At 70.7% G+C, this 24,255-nt stretch carries 25 protein-coding genes; 14 read left to right on the forward strand and 11 right to left on the reverse strand.

The features are described 5' to 3' along the window. Positions 1 to 3 precede the first annotated feature (3 nt). From Hbl1158_RS10700 to Hbl1158_RS10715, 4 genes are all read left to right on the forward strand, one after another. Positions 4 to 480, forward strand: coding sequence for a hypothetical protein (locus Hbl1158_RS10700; protein WP_234297241.1), 477 nt, complete (start codon positions 4 to 6; stop codon positions 478 to 480). Beyond that, positions 477 to 1,238 (forward strand): hypothetical protein, encoded by a 762-nt coding sequence (locus tag Hbl1158_RS10705; protein WP_234297242.1) that lies wholly within the window; start codon positions 477 to 479, stop codon positions 1,236 to 1,238. Before Hbl1158_RS10700 ends, Hbl1158_RS10705 begins: the two co-directional genes overlap by 4 nt. Before the next feature lie 125 nt (positions 1,239 to 1,363). Then, a complete protein-coding gene (locus Hbl1158_RS10710; RefSeq protein WP_234297243.1) occupies positions 1,364 to 2,239 on the forward strand; it encodes a shikimate kinase in 876 nt (291 codons plus the stop codon). A gap of 29 nt (positions 2,240 to 2,268) precedes the next feature. Continuing rightward, positions 2,269 to 2,586: a chorismate mutase gene (locus tag Hbl1158_RS10715; RefSeq protein WP_234299517.1), complete on the forward strand. Its 318-nt coding sequence runs from the start codon at positions 2,269 to 2,271 to the stop codon at positions 2,584 to 2,586. Position 2,587: 1 nt separating this feature from the next. Here Hbl1158_RS10715 and Hbl1158_RS10720 read toward each other — a convergent pair whose 3' ends face one another. The 6 genes from Hbl1158_RS10720 to Hbl1158_RS10745 all read right to left on the reverse strand — a co-directional run bounded on the left by Hbl1158_RS10720 (position 2,588) and on the right by Hbl1158_RS10745 (position 6,293). After that, positions 2,588 to 2,941, reverse strand: a complete 354-nt coding sequence (locus Hbl1158_RS10720; protein WP_234297244.1) for a type II toxin-antitoxin system PemK/MazF family toxin — start codon at positions 2,939 to 2,941, stop codon at positions 2,588 to 2,590. After that, positions 2,934 to 3,170, reverse strand: coding sequence for a hypothetical protein (locus Hbl1158_RS10725; protein ID WP_234297245.1), 237 nt, complete (start codon positions 3,168 to 3,170; stop codon positions 2,934 to 2,936). The genes Hbl1158_RS10720 and Hbl1158_RS10725 overlap by 8 nt, the downstream gene beginning before the upstream one ends. Before the next feature lie 319 nt (positions 3,171 to 3,489). After that, on the reverse strand, positions 3,490 to 3,876 hold the full coding sequence (locus Hbl1158_RS10730; RefSeq protein WP_234297246.1) for a PIN domain-containing protein: 387 nt from the start codon (positions 3,874 to 3,876) through the stop codon (positions 3,490 to 3,492). Beyond that, complete coding sequence (locus Hbl1158_RS10735) at positions 3,873 to 4,118, reverse strand: AbrB/MazE/SpoVT family DNA-binding domain-containing protein (protein ID WP_234297247.1); 246 nt, start codon at positions 4,116 to 4,118, stop codon at positions 3,873 to 3,875. Before Hbl1158_RS10735 ends, Hbl1158_RS10730 begins: the two co-directional genes overlap by 4 nt. A gap of 270 nt (positions 4,119 to 4,388) precedes the next feature. Next, positions 4,389 to 5,444, reverse strand: a complete 1,056-nt coding sequence (locus Hbl1158_RS10740; RefSeq protein WP_234297248.1) for a DUF2891 domain-containing protein — start codon at positions 5,442 to 5,444, stop codon at positions 4,389 to 4,391. Positions 5,445 to 5,576: 132 nt separating this feature from the next. Next, positions 5,577 to 6,293, reverse strand: coding sequence for a carbonic anhydrase (locus tag Hbl1158_RS10745; RefSeq protein ID WP_234297249.1), 717 nt, complete (start codon positions 6,291 to 6,293; stop codon positions 5,577 to 5,579). 257 nt (positions 6,294 to 6,550) lie between these two features. On the opposite strand from Hbl1158_RS10745, the gene Hbl1158_RS17175 reads away from it, so the two are divergent. From Hbl1158_RS17175 to Hbl1158_RS10760, 4 genes are all read left to right on the forward strand, one after another. Next, positions 6,551 to 6,682: a hypothetical protein gene (locus Hbl1158_RS17175; RefSeq protein ID WP_255764071.1), complete on the forward strand. Its 132-nt coding sequence runs from the start codon at positions 6,551 to 6,553 to the stop codon at positions 6,680 to 6,682. 175 nt (positions 6,683 to 6,857) lie between these two features. After that, positions 6,858 to 7,889 (forward strand): ABC transporter ATP-binding protein, encoded by a 1,032-nt coding sequence (locus tag Hbl1158_RS10750; RefSeq protein ID WP_234297250.1) that lies wholly within the window; start codon positions 6,858 to 6,860, stop codon positions 7,887 to 7,889. Continuing rightward, positions 7,886 to 9,703 carry an ABC transporter permease subunit gene (locus Hbl1158_RS10755; protein ID WP_234297251.1) on the forward strand — a complete coding sequence of 606 codons (1,818 nt, stop codon included), beginning with the start codon at positions 7,886 to 7,888 and terminating at the stop codon, positions 9,701 to 9,703. Before Hbl1158_RS10750 ends, Hbl1158_RS10755 begins: the two co-directional genes overlap by 4 nt. 112 nt (positions 9,704 to 9,815) lie before the next feature. After that, positions 9,816 to 10,871: an ABC transporter permease gene (locus tag Hbl1158_RS10760; protein ID WP_234299518.1), complete on the forward strand. Its 1,056-nt coding sequence runs from the start codon at positions 9,816 to 9,818 to the stop codon at positions 10,869 to 10,871. An 81-nt stretch (positions 10,872 to 10,952) separates the two neighbouring features. On the opposite strand, the gene Hbl1158_RS10765 is transcribed toward Hbl1158_RS10760, so the two are convergent. The 5 genes from Hbl1158_RS10765 to Hbl1158_RS10785 all read right to left on the reverse strand — a co-directional run bounded on the left by Hbl1158_RS10765 (position 10,953) and on the right by Hbl1158_RS10785 (position 15,585). Then, positions 10,953 to 12,491 (reverse strand): class I SAM-dependent methyltransferase, encoded by a 1,539-nt coding sequence (locus Hbl1158_RS10765; protein ID WP_234297252.1) that lies wholly within the window; start codon positions 12,489 to 12,491, stop codon positions 10,953 to 10,955. 84 nt (positions 12,492 to 12,575) lie between these two features. Continuing rightward, on the reverse strand, positions 12,576 to 13,403 hold the full coding sequence (locus tag Hbl1158_RS10770) for a prephenate dehydrogenase/arogenate dehydrogenase family protein (RefSeq protein ID WP_234297253.1): 828 nt from the start codon (positions 13,401 to 13,403) through the stop codon (positions 12,576 to 12,578). A gap of 78 nt (positions 13,404 to 13,481) precedes the next feature. Continuing rightward, positions 13,482 to 13,991: a hypothetical protein gene (locus tag Hbl1158_RS10775; protein WP_234297254.1), complete on the reverse strand. Its 510-nt coding sequence runs from the start codon at positions 13,989 to 13,991 to the stop codon at positions 13,482 to 13,484. A gap of 135 nt (positions 13,992 to 14,126) precedes the next feature. Further along, the gene (locus tag Hbl1158_RS10780; RefSeq protein ID WP_234297255.1) at positions 14,127 to 15,317 is read right to left on the reverse strand and encodes a Xaa-Pro peptidase family protein; all 1,191 of its coding nucleotides are present in this window, start codon (positions 15,315 to 15,317) and stop codon (positions 14,127 to 14,129) included. Between the two features lie 82 nt (positions 15,318 to 15,399). Continuing rightward, complete coding sequence (locus Hbl1158_RS10785) at positions 15,400 to 15,585, reverse strand: hypothetical protein (protein ID WP_234297256.1); 186 nt, start codon at positions 15,583 to 15,585, stop codon at positions 15,400 to 15,402. A gap of 251 nt (positions 15,586 to 15,836) precedes the next feature. Here Hbl1158_RS10785 and aroA point away from each other — a divergent pair, with 251 nt between their 5' ends. The 6 genes from aroA to Hbl1158_RS10815 all read left to right on the forward strand — a co-directional run bounded on the left by aroA (position 15,837) and on the right by Hbl1158_RS10815 (position 24,175). After that, positions 15,837 to 17,159: a 3-phosphoshikimate 1-carboxyvinyltransferase gene (gene aroA, locus Hbl1158_RS10790; protein ID WP_234297257.1), complete on the forward strand. Its 1,323-nt coding sequence runs from the start codon at positions 15,837 to 15,839 to the stop codon at positions 17,157 to 17,159. 102 nt (positions 17,160 to 17,261) lie between these two features. Further along, positions 17,262 to 17,699, forward strand: a complete 438-nt coding sequence (locus Hbl1158_RS10795) for a RidA family protein (RefSeq protein WP_234297258.1) — start codon at positions 17,262 to 17,264, stop codon at positions 17,697 to 17,699. Between the two features lie 112 nt (positions 17,700 to 17,811). After that, positions 17,812 to 19,011: an iron-containing alcohol dehydrogenase family protein gene (locus Hbl1158_RS10800; RefSeq protein ID WP_234297259.1), complete on the forward strand. Its 1,200-nt coding sequence runs from the start codon at positions 17,812 to 17,814 to the stop codon at positions 19,009 to 19,011. An 85-nt stretch (positions 19,012 to 19,096) separates the two neighbouring features. Further along, positions 19,097 to 21,028 carry an ATP-binding protein gene (locus tag Hbl1158_RS10805; RefSeq protein WP_234297260.1) on the forward strand — a complete coding sequence of 644 codons (1,932 nt, stop codon included), beginning with the start codon at positions 19,097 to 19,099 and terminating at the stop codon, positions 21,026 to 21,028. A 202-nt stretch (positions 21,029 to 21,230) separates the two neighbouring features. Further along, complete coding sequence (locus tag Hbl1158_RS10810) at positions 21,231 to 22,607, forward strand: cytochrome P450 (protein WP_234297261.1); 1,377 nt, start codon at positions 21,231 to 21,233, stop codon at positions 22,605 to 22,607. A 119-nt stretch (positions 22,608 to 22,726) separates the two neighbouring features. Further along, positions 22,727 to 24,175 carry an FAD-dependent oxidoreductase gene (locus Hbl1158_RS10815; RefSeq protein ID WP_234297262.1) on the forward strand — a complete coding sequence of 483 codons (1,449 nt, stop codon included), beginning with the start codon at positions 22,727 to 22,729 and terminating at the stop codon, positions 24,173 to 24,175. Positions 24,176 to 24,255 lie beyond the last annotated feature (80 nt).

Consider the following 24,255-nt stretch of genomic DNA (forward strand, 5'->3'; position numbering starts at 1 on the left):
GCCGTGCGCGCCGCCGACCGACGGACGACGGCGCTCGTTGCCGGGGGGTACGCGGTCGTCGGGATCGGCCTCGGGATCGTCGGCGTCGCCGCCGGCGACTGGGCGCGCGCGCAGTTCCTCGCCGACGCCGGCGGCGCTGTCGGCGAGTTCGGTCCGACGTACCTCGCGCTCTCTGCGGCGGCGACGGCGACGGCCGGGATGCTCGCGCTGGTCGTCCTCGGCGGCGTCGTCGGCGCGCTGGCCGGAACGGGCTACGTCGATCCCCGGCGCGCGGCCGCCGTCGGCGCGGCCGCGGGGACGGGCGGCGCGGCCGTCGCGACGCTCGCGCTCCTGGCGGGCGTCGCCGGCGGCACCGCGGGGGAGGCGAGCGACCAGGTGTTCTCGCTGGGACAGGCACTCGTTCCCGGCGTCGTCACCGTCGTCGTCGCCGGCGGCGTGACCGCGGGGGCGGCCGCCCTCGGTGCGGGGGCCGGCGAATGAGTGGGGAGTCGGACGGCGACCGGAGATCGAACGCCGACCGGAGATCGAACGCCGACCGAAGATCGAACGCCGACCGAAGATCGAACGCCGACCGGGGTCCCGACTCCGACTCGGGCCGCGACGGACGCGCGAACAGGCGGGGGTTCCTGGGGAGCGTGTGCGGACTCGCGGTCGCCGTGTCCACCGCCGGCTGCGGAGGGGGTGGGGGCGAGGTGACGCCGCTCCCCGAGGGGGAGGCGACGCCGTCGGCGACGGCGACGCCCACGGAGACCGCCACCCCGGAGCCGACCGCCTCCCCCACGCCGTCGGAGACGTCGGCCGCCGAGTCGACGGCGTCACCGACGGCCGAGTCGACGACGTCCCCGACGGCCACGGCGACGCCGCGGGAGGCCCGGGTACCGCCGCGCGGGTCGCTGTCGCTGGTGAGAACCGGCGTGACCGTCGTCGACGACGACGGCTACTCCCTGGCGCAGGCGTCGGTCGTCCTCGACAACGTCGGCGACGTCGTGTTCGAACTGCTCGAGCTTCGGTACGATCTGTACTTCACGCCGGTCGGGCAGCCCGAGGAGCGCAGTTGGGTCGCAAGCGGGTACGGCCTGCGCGACTTCCGCGGGGACGACGAGAACGGCTTCGCGCCCGGCGAGCGGCGGTCCGTGCGCGGGGAGATCCGATACCGTCGCGACGGTCGCGCGAACCGCTCGCTCGACGACGACCGGTTCGACATCGAGTTCGCGTACCGCCGAGTCCGGTACCGGTAGCGACGGCCGGTGTTGGAGGAGACCGACGCTGAGCGACTCCCGATCGCCGGACCGAGCGACCGTCGCGTCCGGGAACCGTTGACGCGACCGCCATGCTTTACCCCGGCGAACGCGCGCTGTGGCGCATGGACGGACGCGCCGCCGCGCCCGGAGCCGGGACCGTCGTCAACGCGCTCGCGACGGGCGTCGGGAGCGCGTTCGCGCTGGATCTGGAGACGACCGCGACCGTGTCGCTCGACCCCGACGCCGACGGCGTGACGGGAACGATCGCGGGCGACCCGGAGGGCGACACGACGCTGATCGAGCGGTGCGTCGAGCGCGTCGTCGACGCCCACGGGGCCGACGAGGGCGGCACGGTTCGGACCGAAAGCGAGGTGCCGACCGCCGCCGGGCTCAAGAGTTCGAGCGCGGCCGCCAACGCGACCGTGCTGGCGACGCTGTCGGCGCTTGGACTGGAGGTGGCGACCGACCCCGACGCGGACGTGGCCCCGGTCGAGGCGTGCCGGATCGGCGTCGACGCCGCCCGCGACGCCGGCGTCACGGTCACCGGGGCGTTCGACGACGCCTCGGCGTCGATGCTCGGCGGCGTCACGGTCACCGACAACCGGGAAGACGACCTGCTCGACCGCGGCGCGTCGTTCGCCGAGCACGCGCTCGTGTGGACGCCGCCCGAGCGCGCCTACTCCGCCGAGACGGACGTGAGCGCCTGCGAGCGCGTCGCGCCGATGGCCGAATTGGCCTCGGAGCTGGCGCTCTCGGGCGAACACGCCCGTGCGATGACGGTGAACGGCCTCGCGTTCTCGGCGGCGCTGGGGTTCCCGACCGAGCCCGCGGTCGAGGCGATGGCCGCCTGCGACGGCGTCTCGCTGTCGGGGACCGGCCCGAGCGTCGTCGCCGTCGGCGACCGCGAGCGCCTCCGAACGGTTCGCGATCGGTGGGACGGCCGCGAGGGCGAGACGCGACTGGTCGACACCCGAGACCGGGGCGCGCGAGTGCTGTGAGCGACCGAATCGACGACGACACCGATACCATGAGCTACGACGACACCGACACCGACGAGGCGGCGACCGACCTGGACGGAATGGGCCTGGACGAACTGCGCGCGGAGATCGAGGACATCGACCGCGAACTGGTCGAACTCATCGCCCGCCGCACGTACGTGGCCGACACCATCGCCGAGGTGAAAGCGCGCAACGACCTCCCGACGACCGACGAGACGCAAGAGCAGGCCGTGATGGATCGGGCGGGCGCGAACGCCGAGCGCTTCGACGTGGACGCGAACCTCGTGAAGGCGATCTTCCGGCTGCTCATCGAGTTGAACAAGGTCGAGCAACGAGAGAGCCGGTAGCTCAGTCGAGGCCGAGACTCAGCTGTAACGCCTCGTCGACTTCAGCCATCGTAGGTCCGTCGAGTGAACCGACGACCGAGTGAATCCGTTCCAGAACCGAGACGGTTCGAATCTGGTCGAGCCGGATTGACGAATCCGTTTCGAGCGGTGACCCGTCCGCCTCGACGAACACCTCGAACGGATACTCGCGGTAGGTCCCCGTGACGGGCGCGACGATGGTCGTACTTGAGTTCCGGTTTCCGATATCGTTTTGAACGACCACGGCCGGGCGCGTCTTCTTCATCTCGTGTCCCTCGGCGGGGTCGAGTCGAACGATAACCACATCACCCCGTCGCACGTCCGTGCCGTCACTCATCGAGGCGTTCCCACGCTTCGTCGGACGTTTCGCCCCACTCCTCTGTGAGTGCCTCCGCGCTCTCGGAGGCCTCCCGATAGGCGGTTGCCAGTTCGTCGTCGTCCGGCCGGTCAGATTCCACCTCGACGACAGCGACGGTCACGCGCTTGTTCGCGTACTCGGTGCCGAGATAGACTCGACCTCGGTCGTCCGTCTCGTTCGTTTTGAGGTCTGTTGCGTCGACTTTCATAGAAAACGGTACGCACCCGCCGCTGATATGTGTTGCCCACTATTACCCACGGACTTCCCCGTAGGGGTTACGGGGTATACAATGGATTTCCGCTACCTGAACAAGGTCGAGCAACGGGAGAGTCGATATGCGTACAGACGACTGTTCTAGAGCCTCCACTACGTATTAGTGAGGCTGGGTCGATTCTCGACGCCACCATACGAAACTGCGGACTTGATGAACAGGCGGAAGATTCGACGTAACTCTGTTGCAGACGCGGTCACGACAACGATTACGAGTCCACGCTTCGTTCAGCTGCGACTATATCCACCGTCCGGAGTCACTCCTCGTCAGTTGGTTCGAGTGGGACTCGTTCCACCTCGATATCCTCGTAGTCCTTCTCAGAGGAGAGCACGTTCATCCCTCGCGTTTCCGCAGTCGCCGCGTGGAAGGCGTCGAACGGCGTCATTCCCTCGTCGTAGTAGTTGACAGCTTTCAGAATCACCTGTTTCTCCTCCTCGTTCCGCACGGGAACGAGTTCGAGCAGGTTCGCCACCAGCGGAACGTAGTCGAACTCGTAGCGTTCTCTGGCGAGGAGGAGTTCGAGATACGAGAACGAGGACGTTTCGACGTCGTACTTGCCGAGGGCGTCCTCAGCAGAGCCCTGCAACCAATCGGTGTTTTTAGCGAGTGCGAGCAGGAAATCCGTCTCGACGTACACCGTCATCTGTCGTCACCAACTGCTTCAGCTTCGTCTTTCGCCTCCGCCTCGATGTCCTCTCGGATTTCCTCGACGGATGCACCGCGAAGCTCACCTGCCGCTTCGCGGACAGCGGCGAGTGGATCGTCCGCGACGGGGATCAGCTCGATTCTGTCCTCGTACAAAACGATGTGATACTTCTGGCCGTACTTCTCGCGCACCTCCTTCGGGATGTACAGCCGCCCCTGTGCATCCGTTTCTGCTGACATAGAGGAGAATACGCTACCACAGAAAAAGAATCTTACCATCAGATTGGGATTGGTGGTTACAACAAGATCGTTTCAATAGTGCGTATGGTGGATTTCAGCTACCTGAACAAAGTGGAGCAACGAGAGAGCCGGTAGCGGTCTCAAGTCGGTTTGATCGCTCTCCCCTAGTGATTCGAAAAGTAGTCTCCGGAGTTCGCCGTGTTCGGTCGGGATCGCCGAGACGTCCGAACCGCTCGGTCGCGTTGGACGTCCCCGCTCGGACCCCTCTCGCTACTCGAGGCCGATTCCGCCCTCGTTGCGCGTGAGCAGGTAGCACGCGAACGACGAGAGCCAATGCGACCCTGCGTAGTCGTCGGTGAAGGCCTCGTCGAGACCGCGGCGCGCGTGGGCGACGGCGGACTCACGGAGGGTGCCGGCACGCGGCCCCGCGGGGAGCGCGTCGGCGACGCCGGCGAGACACCACGCTCGCGAGACGTTCAAGCCGACCAGGTGGAGCGCGACGCCGTCCTCGCCGTCGGCGACCGAGACCGGCGCGGGGAGCGCGTCGAGGTCCGGGAGGAAGCCGTCGAGCCAGTCGGCGAACTCGTCGCCCTCAAGCACGCGTCGCATGAGGTCCGCCTCGACCAGCGTCGGGGAGAGGAAGTCCCACCCGAGCGGCTCGTACTCGAGGGGGGCGTCGGTGTCGGCCCCGTAGAACTCCCGTGCGGTCTCGGCCGTCGCGGTCGCGAGCGCGTCGTCGCCGACGCTTCGAGCGTAATCGAGGATCAGCGAGCACGCGAACGCAGCGTTGCCGTGGGTCCCGACCCGGTGGGCTCGCTCCATCGTGAGGAATCGGTCGCGGACGAGCTCGACGACCCGGTCCTCCAGCGGGCGGAGCGCCTCGCGCCAGTCGTCGGCGCGTGAGTCGTCCCAGCGGTCGAGTTCGGCCGCGAGCGCGAGCAGCCACGCCCAGCCGTACGGTCGCTCGAACGTCTCGTGCTCCTCGAAGTACGCGACCTCGCCCGCGACGCGGTCCGGGGTCAGCCGCTCGTCGATCCCGGCGACGATGGCCTCGCGGTCGGGATGCTCGGGAAACAGCCGGAGCGCACGCACGAGCGCCCAATGGCTGTGGACCGCCGAGTGCCAGTCGAAGCAGCCGTAGAAGACGGGGTGGCGCTCGCGCGGGACGACGGCGTCGTCCGGGCCGTCCACGGAACCGACGTAGTGGGGGTACTCGGTGTCGACGGCGTCCTGCGGGTGGTGGGTGAGCCGCGCGGCCGCGTCGGCGTCGAGCGCGTCCGCGCGTCCGGCCAGGAGGTCGACATCGGAGAGCGCGAGATCGGTCACGGTCGGGCGTCCACCGGGAGACAGTTGAATCGGTCGCTCGCGACCGCGACGGCAACGAGAACCGCGACCGCGACAACGATGAGAACCGCGACCGCGACAGCAACGAAAACCGCGACGCCGAACTGCCGGCCGTCAGTAGGTCCAGAGCCTGTCGATCCGCGCCGGCACCTCGGCGTGCGCCTCGCGCAGCGCGTCGGGGTCGCGCTCGCCGTCGACGTTGATCACGTGGACCTCGCCGCGCTCGCCGTCGTAGACGTCCTGAAAGTCGTAGACGACGCCGATGAGGTCCGTGTCCGCGGGCACGTCGTCGCTGTCGAGGAGGTGCTCGATCTGCCGGTCGACGTTGTACTCGACGAGGTGGTTCACCTCTGCGGCGTCGTCGAGTCCCTCGGGGAGCAGATCGACGCCCGGTTCGAGGTGCGGCGCGAGCAGGCCGACGCAGTGTTCGATCCCCGGCGGCTCGCCGCCCGCGTCGAGATTTCCCGTGAGCGCGTCGTACGTCGCCGTCACCGCGCCGCAGCCGGTGTGGCCGACCACGACCGCCGTCCGGGTGCCGGCGTGCGCGAGCGGGTAGAGCACGTCGCCGGAGATCACCTCGCCGGCACCCGTGCGCTGGACGACGCGGTTACCGATGTTGCCGCAGGTGAACAGCCGCCCGGGGGTGTCGTTGCCGAAGGCGTGGTCCTGGAGCACCCGCGAGTCCGAACAACACACCGTCACCGCCTCGGGCTGTTGTCCGTGTTGGACCGCGTCGAACCGGGAGGCGAACTCGCGGGCGTGCTCCGCGTTGCCCGCGAGCAGGTCGACGACCGTCTGATTCATGTCGAGGGAGTCCACGGCTGCGTACATATGTCTGGTCCGTCCGATCGGCGCGACGGACGGGAGATCTGGCGACGACCGGCGCTCCCCGCGGCACCGTGGAGGGATCGACGGGATCTCCCGGCGTGACGTGGACGGATCGACGGAATCCCCGCCGACGTACCCCCGCGATCTGATCGCCCGTCGGTAGCCCCCGAGAGTTAGTATTAATATCCTAATATGGTACTGTGTGTCTAAGGGAATTGCATGCAACGCTAAAATACCGGGACGTGCTGGTACGTATCACGATGACCGAACGAACCATGGCGGACGTCAGTCACACAGCGCCGAACGGGGCCTCCGCGGACCGAGTTTGGGAACGAGGCGGCGAGAAACCCGAGGCACGAACCGACGGCGGCGACCGCGACGACGACGACTGATTCTCGCGACCGATCGACGCTACCGCTCAAGCTACGCTACCGATCGACCGCCGCCCGAGCGGCGCGATCGACCGATCCGCTGGACGACGGACCGCTCCGTACGCACCGCGCCGCCGGTTCTCAGGCGCGATAGGCGCGGCGACGGGCCTTTACTCCACGGGGCGAAGGTAGCCGTGTGATAACCGTCGACGGCTTGCGGAAGGTGTACGGCGACTTCGTCGCCGTCCACGGGAGTACCTTCGACGTGGATCCGGGGGAGATCTTCGGCGTCGTCGGCCCGAACGGGGCGGGCAAGACGACGACGCTCAAGACGCTGGCGGGGCTGATCGAGCCCACCGCCGGCACGGTCGAAGTGGCGGGATCGCCCGCCGGCGACCCGGAGACGCGGACCGCGCTGGGGTTCCTCCCGGAGGAGTCGCCGCTGTACGAGGACATGACCGCGCGGAGCTACCTCCGCTTTTTCGCGGACCTGTACGAGGTGCCCCGCGAGGTCGCCGACGAACGCATCGAGACGGCGCTGGACGACCTCGAGCTGGAGCACCGCGACCGACGGCTGGGGGACGTCTCGAAGGGGATGAAGCGAAAGGTCGCCATCGCGCGCTCGCTGGTCAACGATCCCGACGTGCTGATCTACGACGAACCCGCCTCGGGCCTGGACCCCCTGACGACCAACTACGTGTTGGAGTACGTCCGCGCGCTCGCCGACGCCGGGAAGACGGTGCTGTTCTCCGCGCACAACCTCTATCACGTGGAGTCGGTGTGCGACCGCGTCGTCATCATGAACGAGGGGAAGATCGTCGCCCGCGGCTCCGTCGAGGAGATCCGCGCCGAACACGGCGAGACGAGCTACCGCGTGTTCACGACCGTCCCCGTCGAGGGGAGCGACCCGGACGGCGACCGTCACCTGACGGTCGTCGACTCGATGGACGCCGTCGAGGGGATCCGCGCCGAGGCGGCCGACGCCGGCGGCGAGGTCGCCGACATCCGGACCCGCGAGTCGACCCTCGAGGAGATCTTCCTCGACGTGGCCGACCAGCCGATGCCCGGGAGCAGACGCGTCGCCCCCGGCGACGACCCGACCGTCGTCGGCGACGCGGCTCGGTCGGACGGGGACGAGCACGGGGATCGCGCCGGCGACGACGACGCGGACGCCGACCGGGGTGAACCCCCCCGAGAGGGCGTCGACCCGCCGGAGGCGGGGGAGTGATATCGCCGCGTAAGCTCCTGCGCGTCGCCCGCTGGGAGGTGTCTCGGACGACCGGGACGCTCGACCGGCGGACCGCGGCGCTGGGGGCGGTCGCGCTGCTGTTGACCCTCGGCGTCGCCGCCGGCGGCCTCCTCGCGGGCGGCGTCGCGCTCGACGAGGACATCTACTCGGTCGCGGTGAGTTCGGAGAGCCCGTACCACGAGCCGGTCGCCCAGTCGACGCCGCTGTCGGCGTCTCCGCCGGACGCGCCGAACGCGGACGTGTACGTCGTCGACCCCGACCCGACCGACCGGAGCGCGACCGTCACCGCCGCCGACACCCCGAAGGGCGAGGCGGCGCTGTCGACGTTCCGGTCGGCCGTCGAGGCGCACAACGGCCGTCTCCTGGCGGCCGAGCCGAACCAGTCCGCGGCGTTCCCCGTCGGCGTCACGCTCACCTACGTCGAGCGCTCGAGCCAGCGGATCGGCGCGAGCGACGGCGACGTCGCCGGCGCGGGCGACGACGACGGCGGTGCCGGTGGCGGCGACGGCGACGGCGGCGACGGGAGCGGCGGTGCCGGCAGCGATGCCGGCGGCGACGCGACCGGTGGCTCGGACGGCGGCCTGGGCGTGCCCGACTTCGGCGGCGCGGCCGGCGGGCTGTTCGGCGGGCAGCCGACGGGGTCGCCCGCGGAGATCTCCCCGCCGTTCCCGTTCGGCTCGCTGGTGCTCGCGTTCGCGTTCCTCGTGCCGATGAACTTCATCATCCAGGCGTACGGCTCGACGGTGCTGAACGAGCGGATCAACCGCCGGGGCGAACTCCTGCTCGTCGCGCCGCTGTCGCGGACGGACATCGTCGCCGGGAAGACGCTGCCGTACGCGGCGGTCGCGCTCCTCGCGACGACGCTCATCGCCCTCGGCGTCGGGGGCGGCGCGCTGTCGGTCGCGGCGGTGTTCCCCATCGCGCTGGTGTTCCTCGCGTCGACGTTCGTCGGCGCGATGTTCGCGCGGTCGTTCAAGGAGCTCACGTTCGTCACCGTCACCGTCTCGGTGACGCTGACCACCTACGCGTTCGTGCCGGCGATCTTCTCGACGGTGACGCCGATCGCGCTCATCTCGCCGCTGACGATCGTCGTCCGCGACCTCCAGGGCGAAGCGGTCGCGCTCGGCGAGTACCTGTTCTCGACGGGACCGTTCTACCTCGTCGCGGGCACGCTGTTCGCGATGGGGATCGGCGTCTACCGCGAGGAGGACATGTTCACCCAGCGCGCGGTTCCGCTGAAGTTCCTCGACGCGCTGGCGGTCCACCTGCACCGCCCGCGCGACGTGGCGCTGCTCGCGGCGCTGTCGATCCCGTTCGTGTTCGTCGCCGAACTGCTCGGGGTCGCGCTGCTGTTCGCGCTCCCCGAGTCGGCCGCGCTGGTCGGGCTGTTCGTCGTCGTCGCCGTCGTCGAGGAGCTCGCGAAGGGCGTGCCGATCTACGCCGGGTTCTCGCAGTCGCGCTTCGAGCGCGACCTCCCGACGGCGCTGAAGCTCGGAGCGCTCTCGGGCGCTGGGTTCTTCCTCGCCGAGAAGGCGACCGCCGTCGTCCAACTCGTCGGGCTCGACTCGCTCCCGCTCGGACGGGCGGCGTTCGGCACCGCCGGCGTCGCCGGCGACGCCGGCCCCCTCCTCGCGCTGGGACTGCTCACGCTCCCGCTCGCGTTGCACGTCGTCACCGCCGCCGTCGCGGCCGTCGGGGCGACGCGGGGCCGGCGGGCGTGGGGCGGGACCCTCGCGGTCGCGATGGCGATCCACTTCGCCTACGACTTCGCGGTGGTGAGCGCCCTTGGATAACGACCGCGACGCGGGGCCGTCCGAGGAGCGCGAGGGCGAAGGGGACGCCCCGAACCCGGTTCCGGGGACGGTCGCCGCCGGCGATCGAACCGGCCGGGACGCGCGGTGGACGATCGCGAGGCGGGAGCTGGCGTCGCTGCGCTCGGAGAAGACGATCGTGCTCGCGCTGTTGATCCAGCTGTTCGTCGCGGCGTTCTCGTCGTTCCTCGTCGTCGGGCTGGTGTCGCTGTACGACCCCGGCGACGCGGCGGGGTACGCCGTCGAGACGGCCGTCGCCGGCGACGACGCGGGCGACCTCGCGCGAGCGGTCGGCGAGACCGACGGGATGGACGGCCGGCTGTACGCGAGCAGACAGGCCGCCGTCGACGCGTTCTCCGACGGCGAGGTCGACGCGGCGCTGCTGTCGACGGCGACCGAGCGGGGGACGCTCGAGGTCCGGGTGCTCGTCCCCGACGGCACCGTCGGGACGACGCTCGTGGTGGTCCGCGCACGCGAGGCGTTGCGGGCGTTCGAGCGCCTGGAGCGCGACCAGCGCTCGGCCAGCCTGGAGTCGGAGACGCTCGAACTGCCGCCCCGGGTCGGCTCCTCGCCGTACTTCGGGTTCACCTACACGGTGCTCGTGCCGCTGTTGCTGTTCCTCCCCGTGTTCATCGCCGGGTCGGTGACGGTCGACTCGCTCACCGAGGAACTGGAGCGCGGCACGCTCGAACTGCTCCGGGTCGCCCCCGTCACGATGACCGACATCGTCGAGGGGAAACTGCTCGCTGCCGCGGGGCTCGCGCCCGTCCAGGCGGCGCTGTGGCTGGCGCTGTTGTCGCTCAACGGCACCGCGATCGCGCCGGGGCCGAGCGCGCTCGCGACGGTGACAGGCGTGCTCGCGCTGCTGGCGCTGACGGTCGGACTCGCGGCGCTAGTGACGGCGCTTGGAGCCGCGCTGGCGCTGCTCGCGCCGGATAGGCGGGCCGCACAGACGCTGTACTCGCTGGGCGTCCTGGGGCTGTTCGGCCTCGCCGTGCTGTCGCCGGCGAACCCCGCGAACGTCGCCGCGCGCCTGGCCGTCGGGAGCGCCGACGCCGGGTCGTACGCGGCCGCGGGGGTCGTCCTCGCGCTCGGCGCGGTCGCCGTGGCGGTCGCGCGCGCCGGCGTCGCCCGGTACGGCCCGGCCTGAACGGGGGGCGACCTCTGTGTCGGCGGGGTCGCCACCGGAGGCGACGGAGTCCCCACCGGCGACGAGGCGACCGAGGCGGGCCTACGCGGCGACGAGGTCGACGACGGTCTCCTGCTCGCACACGAGGTTGTACGCGCCCTCGTCGTCGTTCCAGAGGACCAGGACGTTCTCGACCGAAAGGACCGCGCCGTAGGGTGCCTCCCGGAGGTCGCGATTCAGCACCGACTCCCCCGTGAGCACGAGGTAGTGCTCCAGTTCCTCGCTGCCGTCGCCGACCTTGAACAGGGGGTTGGCGTCGTCGCCGTCGGCGAGGTCGGCCGAGAGCTTCACGCACAGGAGGTTCACGCGGTCGGTGACGTGGGCCTCGGACTCGGCCATCCGGTGGTGGCGCTCGGCGCTCGCGGCGACGGGGTGGCGACGCTCGCCGTCCGGTCGGAGGATCGCCCACGAGAACTTCACGTCGGTGTTGACGTAGGTGCCGGGCTCCTCGTCGTACGCCCGGGTCGCGGCGTCGTCGAGGGACCGCTGGAACGAGGGGACCGCGAGGGCCGAGCGTTCCTCGAAGGACCACCCGCGGTCGCTTGGGGCGTCGCCGGGCCACAGCCGCAGGTCGGGCGCGTAGACGCTCACGTCGCCGTCGGGCGGGGCGACCGCGCGCTCGACGCGGCGCATCCCGGTCGAGGTGTCGAGGTCGGCGGGCGCGAGCAGGAGACACGAGCCGTCGGCCGCGAGCGCGTCGAGGCCCCGCTCGACGGTCGCCTCGGGGTCGTCCAGTTCCGAGAGGACGTTCCCGAACAGCACGAGGTCGAACGGACCGTCCGCGGCGGGATCGTCGCCGGTGACGTCGGCGTCGTCGGTCCCCGTGGTGTCGTCGCTCCCATCGGAATCGTCGCCCCCGCCTGCGTCGCCGGCGTCGCCCGAGTCGACGAGTCCGGTCAGGTCGATGTCTTCGACGCGCTCGCGGTGGATCGTGGTTCGGAAGTTCCGACGGGTGTCCGCGAGCACGTCCGCGAGCACGTCGGCGTTGGCGCTGGGTTCGACGGCGTGGTAGTCGACGACGGCGTCCTCGGGGAGGTAGTCGTGGAGGCCGAGCGCGGGGCCGCCGGTGCCCGCGCCCACGTCGAGCACGCGGAGCCTGCGGGGGAGCAGCCCGCGGTCGGCCAGCCGGTCGAGGACGTAGCCGACGGCGGCGTAGAAGTCCGGCAGGTGATACAGGGCGTACGCCAGCGCGGCGTCGGCGTCGTACTCGACGCGCCGCCCGCGGTAGTAGTCCTCCTTCATGCGGTCGATCGTCTCGCGGAGGGCGTCGCCGGAGTCGCCGTCGTGCCAGTCGAGTCCGTGTCGGTCGAACAGGAGGTCCTCGACGGTCTCGACGTGCTCGTCGGGGAACGCCGAGGGCGACCACCCCGGCGGGTCGACCGGCTCCTCGTCGACCGGGACGAAGCTGCCGTCGTCGCGCTCGCGGAGGCCGAGGTCGAACGCCTCCTCACGGAGGGCCGTGCGAACGACGGCCTGGTGGGGCTGACCGGGGAGGTACTCGTACACCTCGTCGGGGTCGACGGGGCGGACGTTTCGGAGGTACTTCGCCGTGTCGCGCAGGGCCTCGCGGTCGACGCTCACGGCGACCACCCCGGGGGCGTCGGCGATGGAGTCATTGCCGACGGCTACTCAGTCGGCGTGGGTAACGGTTCTGTCTCGGCCGCCTCACTCCTCGAAAGTCGGACCGTCGCCGTCCGCGGTCGCGTCGTCGTCACCGTTAGCCGCGCCGTCGCCGACGCGGGAGTCGCCGTCGACGGCGTCGCGGGCGTCGGCGAACAGCGCGTCGAACTCCTCGCGGTCGGCCTCCGCCAGCGCCGCCGCGGCGTCGGCGACCGGCCCCGCGCCGTCGAAGGCCTCGCGGATGTCGGCGTACACGCGCGACTCGCCCGCGGCGACCGTGCGAGCCAACTCCGCCAGCGGCTCGGAGACGGGCGTGTGGAACCGCTCGTCCACGTCGCCGGCGGCGAGCGCGTACGCCAGGACGGCCGTGTGGGCCCCGGCCTGTACCTTCGCCATCGCGTCGTCGTGCTCCGCGGCGGTCGTCTCGAACGGCTCGTTGCCGGCGTCGGCGAACCCCTCGCGGACGTGCTCGACGACCGGGCCGACCTCACCGGGGACGTACGCGATCCGCCCGGGGCCACGCGGCGGCGCGAAGAGCGGGTGGAAACTGGCGTACTCGCCGTCGGCGTGGGTCGCCATCGCGGCGAGGGGGTCGCCCATGACGCCCGCCACGTCGACGATCGCCCCGTCGGCGGCGTTGTCGGCGTAACGGGCGACCGCGTCGGCGACGACCGGGATCGGGACCGCGAGGACGACGCAGTCGAACGACTCGTCGGTGTCCAGGGGGACGACGCGGCCGTCGACGACCGCCTCGGCGGCGTCCATGGCCGTCTGCGGGTTCGTGTCCGCGAGCGCGACCCGGTCGACGACCGGGCGGAGGGTGTGTGCGACCCACCGACCCATCTCCCCCGCGCCGACGACGAGCAACTTCATGCACCCCGCTATCGGTGTCGCGACCGAAAGGGTATCGGTCCGGGGGGCGACGCGATCGGACGAGTCCGCCCGCCGCCGTCACTCCACCGACGCGAGCCGGAACGACTCCGAGGGGAGGGTGTCGCCGTCGTGGTCCTCGCCGGCGACCAGCCGCATCCGTACCTCCGAACGGGGCACGGGCTCCGCGAACCGTACGCCGACGAGCGTCTCCGCCTCGACGCTCCGGGCCTCGCCGCGGAAGTCGACCGCCCGGACGGTCACGCGGTCCTCGCCGACGCCGCCCTCGACGACCTCGAAGTGGGCCTCCAACAGCCCGGGCGCGACCTCCGCGATCTCGGCCCCCTCCGCGACCACTTCGACGGTGTACGTGCGGATCCCGTCGGGAGCACGCTGACAGACGGCGACGACGGCGTCGGTCGCTTCGTCCGCGTGTTCCTCGTCCGCGTGCTCCTCGTCGCCGTCGTCAGCCGGATCGGCGTCGTCGCCTCCCCCCGCGGGATCAGTCACGCCGCCATCCCCCGGGGGCTCCTCGGATCCGTCCGCGTCGGGCTCCCGGAACGCGGCCGCGACGCGCTCGAACAGGCTCATACCTCGTATCACGGCGGCCGTCGACAAAGCCGCGTCGCCGCCGGTGTCCTCGGTGTCGCCTGCGGCGTCGGGGCGCGCGAGGCGGTCGCCCCGGGTCACCCCGTCCGGGCGGTCTCCGGGATCGCGTCGACGCGGTCACTCGACCACCAGCTCCACCGGGAACTCCGTGAGGTTCTCGTAGCCGTCCTCGGTGACGACGACGATGTCCTCGATGCGGACGCCGCCGACGTCGGGGTCGTACAGGCCCGGCTCGACGGTGATCACGTGGCCGGGCTCCAGTTCCCCGCCGCGGGGGTTGAGCCCGGGCTGTTCGTGCACGTCGAGGCCGACGCCGTGGCCCGTCGAGTGGATGAACCCCGTCTCCGTGTCGGGATCGGAGCGAAGCGTCGGGTGGCCCGCGTCCTCGTACACCTCGCAGGCGGCCGCGTGCACGTCCGCCCCGGTCGCACCGGGCTCGACGGCCGCGAGCGCCGCCGAAAGCGCCGTCTCGGTCAGGTCGAACCACTCCCGGACGGTCCCGTCCGGCTCGCCCTTGGAGAACGTCCGGGTCATGTCGGAGTGGTACTTGCTCGACTTCTCCCGGGGGAAGATGTCGACGATGATCGGCTCGCCGGCCGCCAGCGGGCCGCTTCCGCGGTCGTGGGGGTCGGCCGCGTCCGCGCCGCAGGCGACGATCGTCTCGTCGAGCGCGCAGCCGTGTCGCAGCAGCGTCACCTCTATCTCCTCGCTCACGCGCTCGCTGGTGAGCGGCGTCTCCTCGCCGTCGACATCGTGTACGAGCGTGCCGTCGTCGGCCACGTCGGCATCGGCGATCAGCGCCTCCGCGGCCGCCATCGCCGCCTCGTTGGCCGCCTGGGCCCGCCGGACGGCGTCGACCTCCTCGTCGGTCTTGACCGCCCGCAGCGTCTCGACGGTGTCGTCGCGGTCCACGTCGACGGCGACGCCCGCCTCGCGCAGGCCGTCGGCGACGCCGACCGGGAACCGCTCGGGGACGAGCGCCGACTCGACGCCGAGGTCAGCGAGGAAGTCGGCGTACACCGACGCCTTTGCGCTCGCCTCGTCGGCCTCCGCGGCGCGCTCGGCGTAGTCGTACGCCGAGAGGCGCACCACGGTGTCGGCGTGCGACTCGGTCTTCGCGCGGCCGTACTCCAGTCCGGAGACGAGCACCGCCAGTTCGTCGCCGGTGTAGGCGGTGAGAAACGGGTCAGGGGCGTCGAATCCCGAGAGGTACAGCTGATCGGAGTCGGCGTTGTCGGCCTCGATGCAGTAGGCGTCGACCCCAGTCGCGTCGAGGCGATCGTCGAGTGCCGAGCGGCGTCGCGTCATGGTCTCCGGTGCGTCCACGGGCGGGATAGGCGTTTTCGTCGCGGCCGCCCGTCGACGCCGGTCTCGATCCCCCCTCGAGGCGTCAGTTCGTCCGTTGCTTCGGGTCGTCGGACCACCGTCGGGCGACTTTCCCCTTCATCGCGTACTCCAGCGCGTGCCAGACCCGCCCCTGTCGCTTCAGTCGTTCGACCGCCTCGACGCGCTCCTCCGGCACCGATCCGCGTTCCAACAGCTCCGCGAGGAGTGTCTCGGCGCTATCACGATTCATCTGGTGATACGTCTTCCTCGGGGGTGGATACCGGTGTTGCCAAACCATTCCGGTGTGATGAGCGCCACCTAGATAGTCAATACCTAGCGCCTACGGGGCTTATACTCTCGATTTGGAGGTCAGAGACTGCGAAGCTGATCAGGCCGGAGTCGGTCGAATTCCGACTCGGAGGTGGCAATCGACTGCCCGAGGGTCGCCGGAACCGTCGCCGCGTCCGGTACACACTTGCCGCGGCGAGCGCACCTCGGGACATGGACGCACACGTCTCGCCGTCGCGAGTCGCCGGACGCGCACGCGCGCCGCCGTCGAAGAGCTACACGCACAGGGCGATCCTCGCGGCCGGGTACGGCGGGGGAACGACCGTCGCGGACCCGCTGGACTCGGCGGACCCGCGGGCGACCGGCCGGGCCATCGAGGCGTTCGGCGGCGCTGTGTCGTGGATCGACGACGGGACCGGGGGCGCGAGCGCGGTCGAGGTCGAGGGGTTCGGCGGTCGCCCCGACACCCCCGACGACGTGATCGACTGCGCGAACTCGGGGACGACGATGCGGCTCGTCACAGCGGCCGCCGGACTGGCGGACGGACTCGCCGTGCTCACCGGCGACGACTCGCTACGCTCGCGCCCGCAGGGACCGCTCCTCGAGGCCGTCGAGTCGCTGGGGGGTCGCGCGGAGTCGACGCGGCACAACGGGCAGGCCCCGCTGGTCGTCGGCGACGCGATGGACGGCGGCGGGGTCGCCATCCCTGGCGACGTGTCCTCGCAGTTCGTCACCGCCCTCCTGATGGCCGGCGCGGTCACCGACGAGGGCGTCGAGGTCGACCTCGAGACGGAACTCAAGTCCGCGCCGTACGTCGAGATCACCCGCGAGGTGCTCGCGGACTTCGGCGTCGACACCGAGCACACGGAGACGGGCTTTCGCGTTCCCGGCGGGCAGGCGTACGAGGCCGACGAGTACGCCGTCCCGGGCGACTTCTCGTCGATGTCGTACCTGCTGGCGGCGGGCGCGGTCGCGGACGGCGACGGAACCCGCGACCGCGACAGCGACGGCGTCGTCGTCGAGGGCGCGCGGCCGAGCGCGCAGGGCGACGCCGCCATCGTCGACGTGCTCGACCGGATGGGCGCGGCGATCGACTGGGACCGAGAGGCCGGGGAGATCGAGGTCCGCGGCGGCGACCTCTCCGGCGTCGACGTCGACGTGGGCGACACGCCCGACCTCCTCCCCACCATCGCCGTCCTCGGCGCGGTCGCCGGCGGCGAGACGCGGATCGTCAACGCCGAGCACGTCCGGTACAAGGAGACCGACCGCGTGGCCGCGATGGCCGAGTCGTTGGAGGCCATGGGCGCAAGCGTGACCGAGGAACCCGACTCGCTGACGGTCCACGGCGACGACTCGGACCTCGTGGGCGCGACGGTCCAGGGTCGCGGCGACCACCGACTCGTGATGGCGCTGACGGTCGCCGGCCTCGTCGCCGAGGGCGAGACGACGGTCACGGGCGCTGAGCACGTCGACGTGTCGTTCCCCGGCTTCTTCGAGACGATGGCGGACCTGGGCGCGGACGTGTCCGTGGAGTGACGACGTCGAGGGGGCGAGTCCCCGAAGCGGCCACGCGATCGCGTCGCTCCGGCGGGGTGTCAGACCACGGTCGTTTATGACTCCCGTCCGGGAGACTCGGCCATGGAGCGGACGTATCTCGGTCCGGGTCTCGGCGAACTCGACGACGGCTCCGACCCCGCGATGTCGTTCGGCGTGGCGACGGAGCGGTCCGACGGCGTCGACGTGGCGCTGTCGGGACTGATCCACCCGGAGGGAACGCCCGTCGAACAGACGGCGGTCGTCTTCGAGATGATCGAGGACATGATCGTCGACGACCTCGGCGGGGAGATGGGGGACGTGACGCGGCTACGGTTCTACGTCAGAGAGGACGTGCTGACCGCAGATCTCCGTCGCGAACTGCACGAACTGCGACGTGACGTGTTCTCGGCCCCGGAGTATCCCGCGGCGACGATGGTCGGCGTGTCGTCGCTGGTTCACGACGACGCGGACGTGGAGGTCGAAGCGAGCGCGTTCGTCCCCGCCGACGAGCGGACGGTGACCACGATCCGGCCCGACTGACGCCGGATCGACCGGGGGTGGAGCGTTTCCGCCGCCGATGCCGTTTTCGCCCGGAGGATAGAGCGCTTCCGCCGCCGATGCCGTTTTCGCTCGGGAGACCGACCGGACTCGCATGAGCGACCTCGATACGCCGCCGTTCGCCTTCGATTACGACCCAGGGGCGATTCACTACGGCCGCGGGTGCATCGCCGACATCGGCGACGCGCTCGCCGACCGCGACCGCGACGCCGCGCTGGTCGTCTGCGGGTCGAACGTCGCCGGCAACGCCGCGCTGATGGACGCCGTCGGCGACAGCCTCGACGACCGCCTCGCGGAGGTGTTCGCGGGCACCACCCCGGACAAGCGACTCCGGGAGGCCGCCCGCGCAGTCGAGCGCGCCGACGACCTCGCGGTCGACGCGTTCGTCCCCGTCGGCGGCGGTTCCAGCCTCGACGTCGCCACCGTCGCCTCGGTCCTCCGGGCTCGCGACCTGTCGCTCGCGGACGCCCGGGCCGAGGTCGCAGAGACCGGGGGGATCTCGACCCCGGACGATCCCGACGAGCTGACGCCGCTGTTCCCGGTCCCGACGACGCTGGCGGGCGCTGACCTGTCGGTGATCGCCGGCATCGCCGCCGCGGTCGACGACGGCGACGGCGGAACGGAGGTCGTCTCCACGGGCGTCGGCGGGGCCGAGTTGATGCCCGAGGCGCTGTTCTACGACCCGGCGCTGTTCGAGACGACGCCGGAGCGCGTGCTCGCCGGGTCGGCCATGAACGGCTTCGACAAGGCGATCGAGTCGCTGTACGCCCGCACGAGGACGGCCGTCACGGACGCGACAGCGACGCGGGCGATTCGGCTCCTCGCAGACGGTCTCCCGGAGATGGCGGATGACCCGACCGCGATGGACCGCGCGGTCGCGGGGATCGTGCTCGCGCAGTACGGCATCTCGCGACCCGGAGCCATGACGATCAACGTGATCCACGCGTTCGGGCACGGCCTGCGCGACGCGTTCGGCATCCAGCAGGGACTCGCGCACGCGGCGGTCGCCCCGCACGCCCTCCGAGCGATGGCCGACGCCGGCGTCGACCTCTCGCTGCTGACGGCGGCGTTCGAGGTCGACACGGCGGAGGCGGCGATCGCCGAGGTGGAACGCGTCCGCGACGCCCTCGATCTCCCGGCGTCGCTGTCGTCGCTCGAGGGCGTCGACGAGACGGGACCGGGACTCGACGAGGCCGCCCGCGTCGCCGCCGCCGACTCGCTGCTGTCGTACGCGCCCGAGGAGTACGAGCTGACGGAGGCGGACGCGCGGGCGGTGTTGGAGGCGGCGCGATGAGCGACGAGACCCGAACGCGCCGCACCGCGGTCCGACGGAGGGCTGGGTCGCAACCGTTATTTCTCGCGACCCCAGGGACCCGTCAATGAGCGAGCCGGGCGATCGAACCGACGATCCGACCGAGGACGCTGCCCAGGAACTCGATCGAACGAGTGACGCCGTCGTCTCGCTCGACGAGGACTGGCGGGTGACTGCCTGGAACGGTCAGATGGCCGAACTGTCCGGCGTCTCGGCGGCCGAGGCCGTCGGCACGGAGGTCTGGACGGTGTTCGACGGCTACGACCTCTCGGAGTCCTCGTTCGCGTCGGCGCTTCGCGAGACCGCCGAAACGGGCGGCGAGCGCGCCATCGAGGCGACCCTCCCCGGCGTCGACGCCCGCGTCGAGGTGCGGATCTATCCCGATCCCACGGGCGTGACCGCGTATCTCACCCCGTCGATGTCCCGGCTGCCGCACGACCGGGAACTGGAGCGGAGTCGGGAGGTCCTCCGGGCGCTTCACGACAGCGTGATCGTGCTCGACAGCGACCTCGTCGTCGAGTTCGCTCTGGTCCACCTCGACGGCGCGGACGACCTCGAGGGGCGCGGGGTCGAGGAGGCGATGACGTCGCTGACGAGCCCGGCGGACGCGAAGCGGTTCCTCGCGGCCGCGCGAGCGGTCCTCGACGGCGATTCCCTCGACGGCGATTCGGCCGCCTCCGAGGGCGGGTCGACCCGCCGAAGGGCGGGCGCAACGGCGGGCGGAGCGACCGGCGGGGCGACCGACGCGGGGTCCGGGACCGCCGAGGGAGGCAGCCGGCGACTGACGCTCCCGTACGGGAGCGACGAGGATCTTCAGTACGTCGATCACCGCCTGACTCGTGTCACCTTCGACGGCGAGGATCACGTCCTCGTCATCGGCCGCGACGTGACCGAGCGGACCCGGTTCGAGCGGCGACTCCGCGCGCTCCAGAGCATCGCGCGCGAGCTGAACACGGCGACCAACGCCGACGACATCGCCTCGCGTGCCGTGTCGGCCGCTGCGGACGTGATCGATATGCCGCTGACCGGCGTGTGGCTGGTCGACGAATCGGGCGACGCGCTCGTCCCCGCGGCGGTGACCGTCTCTTCGGATGCGATGTTCGACGACCACCCCACCTTTCGCGGGGGCGAGAGTCTCGCGTGGGAGGCGTTCGAGGCCGACGAGTTCCGCCGGATCGACGACATGGACGACGAGAACGAGCGACACAACCCCGACACGGTCGTCCGCTCGGAGCTGATCGCCCCGCTGGGCGACCACGGAGTGATGCTCACGGCGTCGCTGGAGCCGAACGGGTTCGACGACGCCGACGTGGACCTCTTTCGCGCGCTGGCCGCCAGCGTCGAGGCGACGCTCGCGCGCACGGACCGCGAGCAGCGCCTCGAGGAACGGAACCGACAGCTCGAGCGGTTCGCGGACGTGGTCGCTCACGACATCCGCAACCCCCTCGGCGTCGCCGCCGGCCACCTGGACCTGGCTCGGGAGTCCGGAGACACGTCGCACCTCGATAGGGTTGACGGGGCCCTCGATCGGATCGAACGCCTCGTCGACGAACTGCTCGAACTCGCGCGCAACGAGACGGGCGACGCGGACACGGAGTCGGTGGACCTGCCCGCGGTCGCGCGGGAGGCGTGGGCGACCGTCGAGACCGACGAGGCGACGCTGACGGTCGCCGACGGTCTCGGGAGGATGGACTGGAACGAGGGACAGCTCACGCAGCTGTTCGAGAACTGCTACCGGAACGCGATCGAACACGCCGGCCCCGACGTGGCCGTGACGGTCGGTCCGCTCGACGGCGGCGGATTCTACGTCGCCGACGACGGTCCCGGCGTTCCGGAGGACGTGCGCGACCACGTGTTCGATCACGGCTTCACCACCGACCGGGAGGGGACCGGCTTCGGCCTCGCGATCGTCGCGGAGGTCGCCGAGGCGCACGGCTTCGAGGCGTCGGCGACCGAGAGCGACGCCGGCGGCGCTCGCTTCGAGTTCCGGCCCGTATGAGCGACTGGCGGGAACCGACAGACGTCACGAGATGCCACCCGTCACTGAGCGACTAAGCGACGCCAGCCGCCACAAGTGACGCCACGCGCCACTAAATGACGCCACTCGCTACCAGGTGACAGCGCCCGATGCCGATCGAAACCGTCCTGAACAGACTGTGCGTTCACGAACCGCTATTGTTCCGGAGGCGTTCGATCGGCGTATGAGCGACACACAGGGTTCGCCGTTGCCCCCGGAGGCCGCTCCCGGTCCCGACGGCCTCCCCGTCGTCGGCTCGTTCCTCGAGAGCCGGTGCGACTTCTTCGCGTTCCGCGACCGCGTCGCCCGCGAGCACGGCGGCGTCGCACGCTACGAGATCCTCGGACAGTCGGTGTTCCTGCTCACCGACCCCGACGCGATCCGGCGGGTGCTCGTCGGAGAGAACGAGCGGTACGAGAAGGGAGAGCTGTTCCAACAGCAGCTCCGTCCGGTGCTCGGGAACGGCCTGCTCAACAGCGAGGGGGAGTTCTGGCGTCGCCAGCGCCACCTCATCCAGCCGGCGTTCACGCCCGACCGGATCGCGGGCTACGGCGACATGATGGTCGAGGCGACCGAGCGTACGAGCGCCCGCTGGGACGACGGAGAGGTGCGCGACGTGCACCGGGACATGATGGGGCTGACGCTGGACATCGTCGCCCGCGCGCTCGCCGGCGTCGACATCCGGGACCGCACGCCCGCCATCGGCGGCGCGCTGGACACGGTGATGGAGCAGTCGGCCGGCGGGGCCCTCGTCGACCTCCTGCCGGCGTGGGTGCCGACGCCCGGACGCCAGGCGCTCGACGAGGCCGTGTCGAGCCTCGACCGGATCGTCGACGAACTGATCGTCGAGAAGCGTCGCGCGCTCCGAGCGGGCGAGGTCGAGTCGGACGATGACGTGGTGGCGGCGTTGCTGACGGCGACCGACGAGGACGGCGAGCACATGGCCGACGAGCAGGTCCGCGACGAGGTGAAGACGCTGCTGTTGGCGGGCCACGAGACCACGGCGCTGGCGCTGACCTTCACGCTGCACCTGCTCGCGCGCCATCCCGACGTCGAGGAGACGCTGCTGGCGGAACTGGAGAGCGAACTGGGCGACGAACCGGCAGGCGTCGACAGCGTCCGCGACCTGGAGTACCTGGACGACGTGATCACCGAGTCGATGCGGCTGCTGCCGCCGGTTCACGGGATCCTCCGCGAGCCGACCGAGGACGTCGAACTCGGCGGCTACCGGATTCCGGAGGGGACGCCGCTGGCGATCAGCCAGTGGGTCGTCCACCGCGACCCCGCCCACTACGACGATCCACTCGAGTTCCGCCCCGAGCGGTGGACCGACGAGATGGAGGCGGACCTCCACCCGCTGGCGTACTTCCCGTTCTCCTCGGGGCCGCGGCGGTGCGTCGGCGACCGGTTCGCGCTGCTGGAGGCGAAGCTGATCCTCGCGACGCTGCTGCGTCGGTACGCGTTCGAGGTCGTCGAGCCGGTCGACCTGGAGGGGTGTCTGGAGGCGAGCATCACGACGCGACCGACCGAGCCGGTTCGGATGCGGGTTCGCGACCGCTGAGCGTCGGTGTCGCCGTCAGCGGCGGCGACGACCCCTCCTCGACGATGGGTGGCAATACCGCGGGAGAAAAAATGAGTTATGAGCCTGCGGCCAGGTGATGCACGTAGCATCCACCATCCATGTCGGGTAACTACGATCTCGTCATCGTCGGCGGAGGTATCAGCGGCGCGTCGCTGTTGTACACGACCGCGCGCTTCACCGACATCGAGTCGATCGCGCTGATCGAGAAGGAATCGGAGGTGGCGGCGATCAACTCCCACCACACGAACAACTCACAAACGCTCCACTTCGGCGACATCGAGACCAACTACACCCTCGAGAAGGCCGAGGAGGTGAAGGAGGGCGCGGAGCTGCTCGCCGGCTACCTGGAGAACCACGACGCCGACCGCGAGATGCACGCCAAGCGCAGCAAGATGGTGCTCGGCGTCGGCGACGAGGAGGTCGAGGCGCTCGAACGCCGCTACGACGACGAGGGGTTCGGCGACCTGTTCCCGAAACTCCGCCCGATCGAGCGCGAGGAGATCGCGGAGATCGAGCCCAAGGTCGTCGAGGGACGCGACCCAGACACGGACCTGCTGGCGTTGCAGACGCCCGACGGCTACGTCGTCGACTACGGCGAGACGGCAAAGTCGTTCGTCGAAGAGGCCCGCGAGGAGGCTGCAGTCGACGTGTTCACCGGCACGAAAGTCACGGACGTCACCCCGACGCCGGACGGGTACGCGATCGACACCGACGACGGTCGCTTCGAGTCAGCGGCGGCCGTCGTCGCCGCCGGGTCGCACAGCCTCCAGATCGCGAAGGAGCTCGGCTACGGCAAAGACAAGGCGCTGCTCCCGGTCGCGGGGAGCTTCTTCCTCGCGGACGACCTCCTGAACGGGAAGGTGTACACCCTGCAGATGAAGAAGCTCCCGTTCGCGGCGATCCACGGCGACGCCGACGTGCACGACCCGAGCACGACCCGGTTCGGGCCGACCGCGAAGCTCGTGCCGGCGCTGGAGCGCGGCCGGATATCGACGGTGTCTGACTTCCTCGACGTCTTCGGCCTCAACGCGGCGTCGTTCCTCAGCTACGCCAACATCCTCGCCGACCGGATCCTCTTGCCGTACGTCCTTCGGAACCTCGTGTATGACGTCCCGTCCGTCGGGCCGAAGCAGTTCCTCCCGCACGTCCAGAAGGTCGTTCCGAGCGTCGAACTCGACGACATCGAGCGGGCGAAGGGGTACGGCGGAGTCCGCCCACAGATCGTCGACACCGAGGCGAAGAGTCTCGACATGGGCGAGGCGAAGATCGTCGGGAAGGACATCATCTTCAACATCACCCCCTCGCCGGGTGCGTCCACGTGCCTCAAGAACGCGATGCGCGACACCCGAACGGTCGTCGACTTCCTCGACGACTACTCCTTCGACGAGGAGGCCTTCCGTGCGGACACGATCGATCACTTCCCGACCGGCGAGGCAGACACCGCTGACGCCGACGCCACCGATTCCCCCGACGACGGCGACGACGGCGACGACCCCGACGCCCCCGACGCCAACGAACCAGACGCGGCCCCCATCGAGGGCGAGTAGGACGCATATACACCCGACGCGCGCGCCGTGACCGACCGGATCGATCAGTTCGGGACGACACGACCGTTCGCCACCTTCGC

Origin of the sequence: Halobaculum sp. CBA1158 (assembly GCF_021431925.1) — an archaeon.
Taxonomy (GTDB): Archaea; Halobacteriota; Halobacteria; order Halobacteriales; family Haloferacaceae; genus Halobaculum.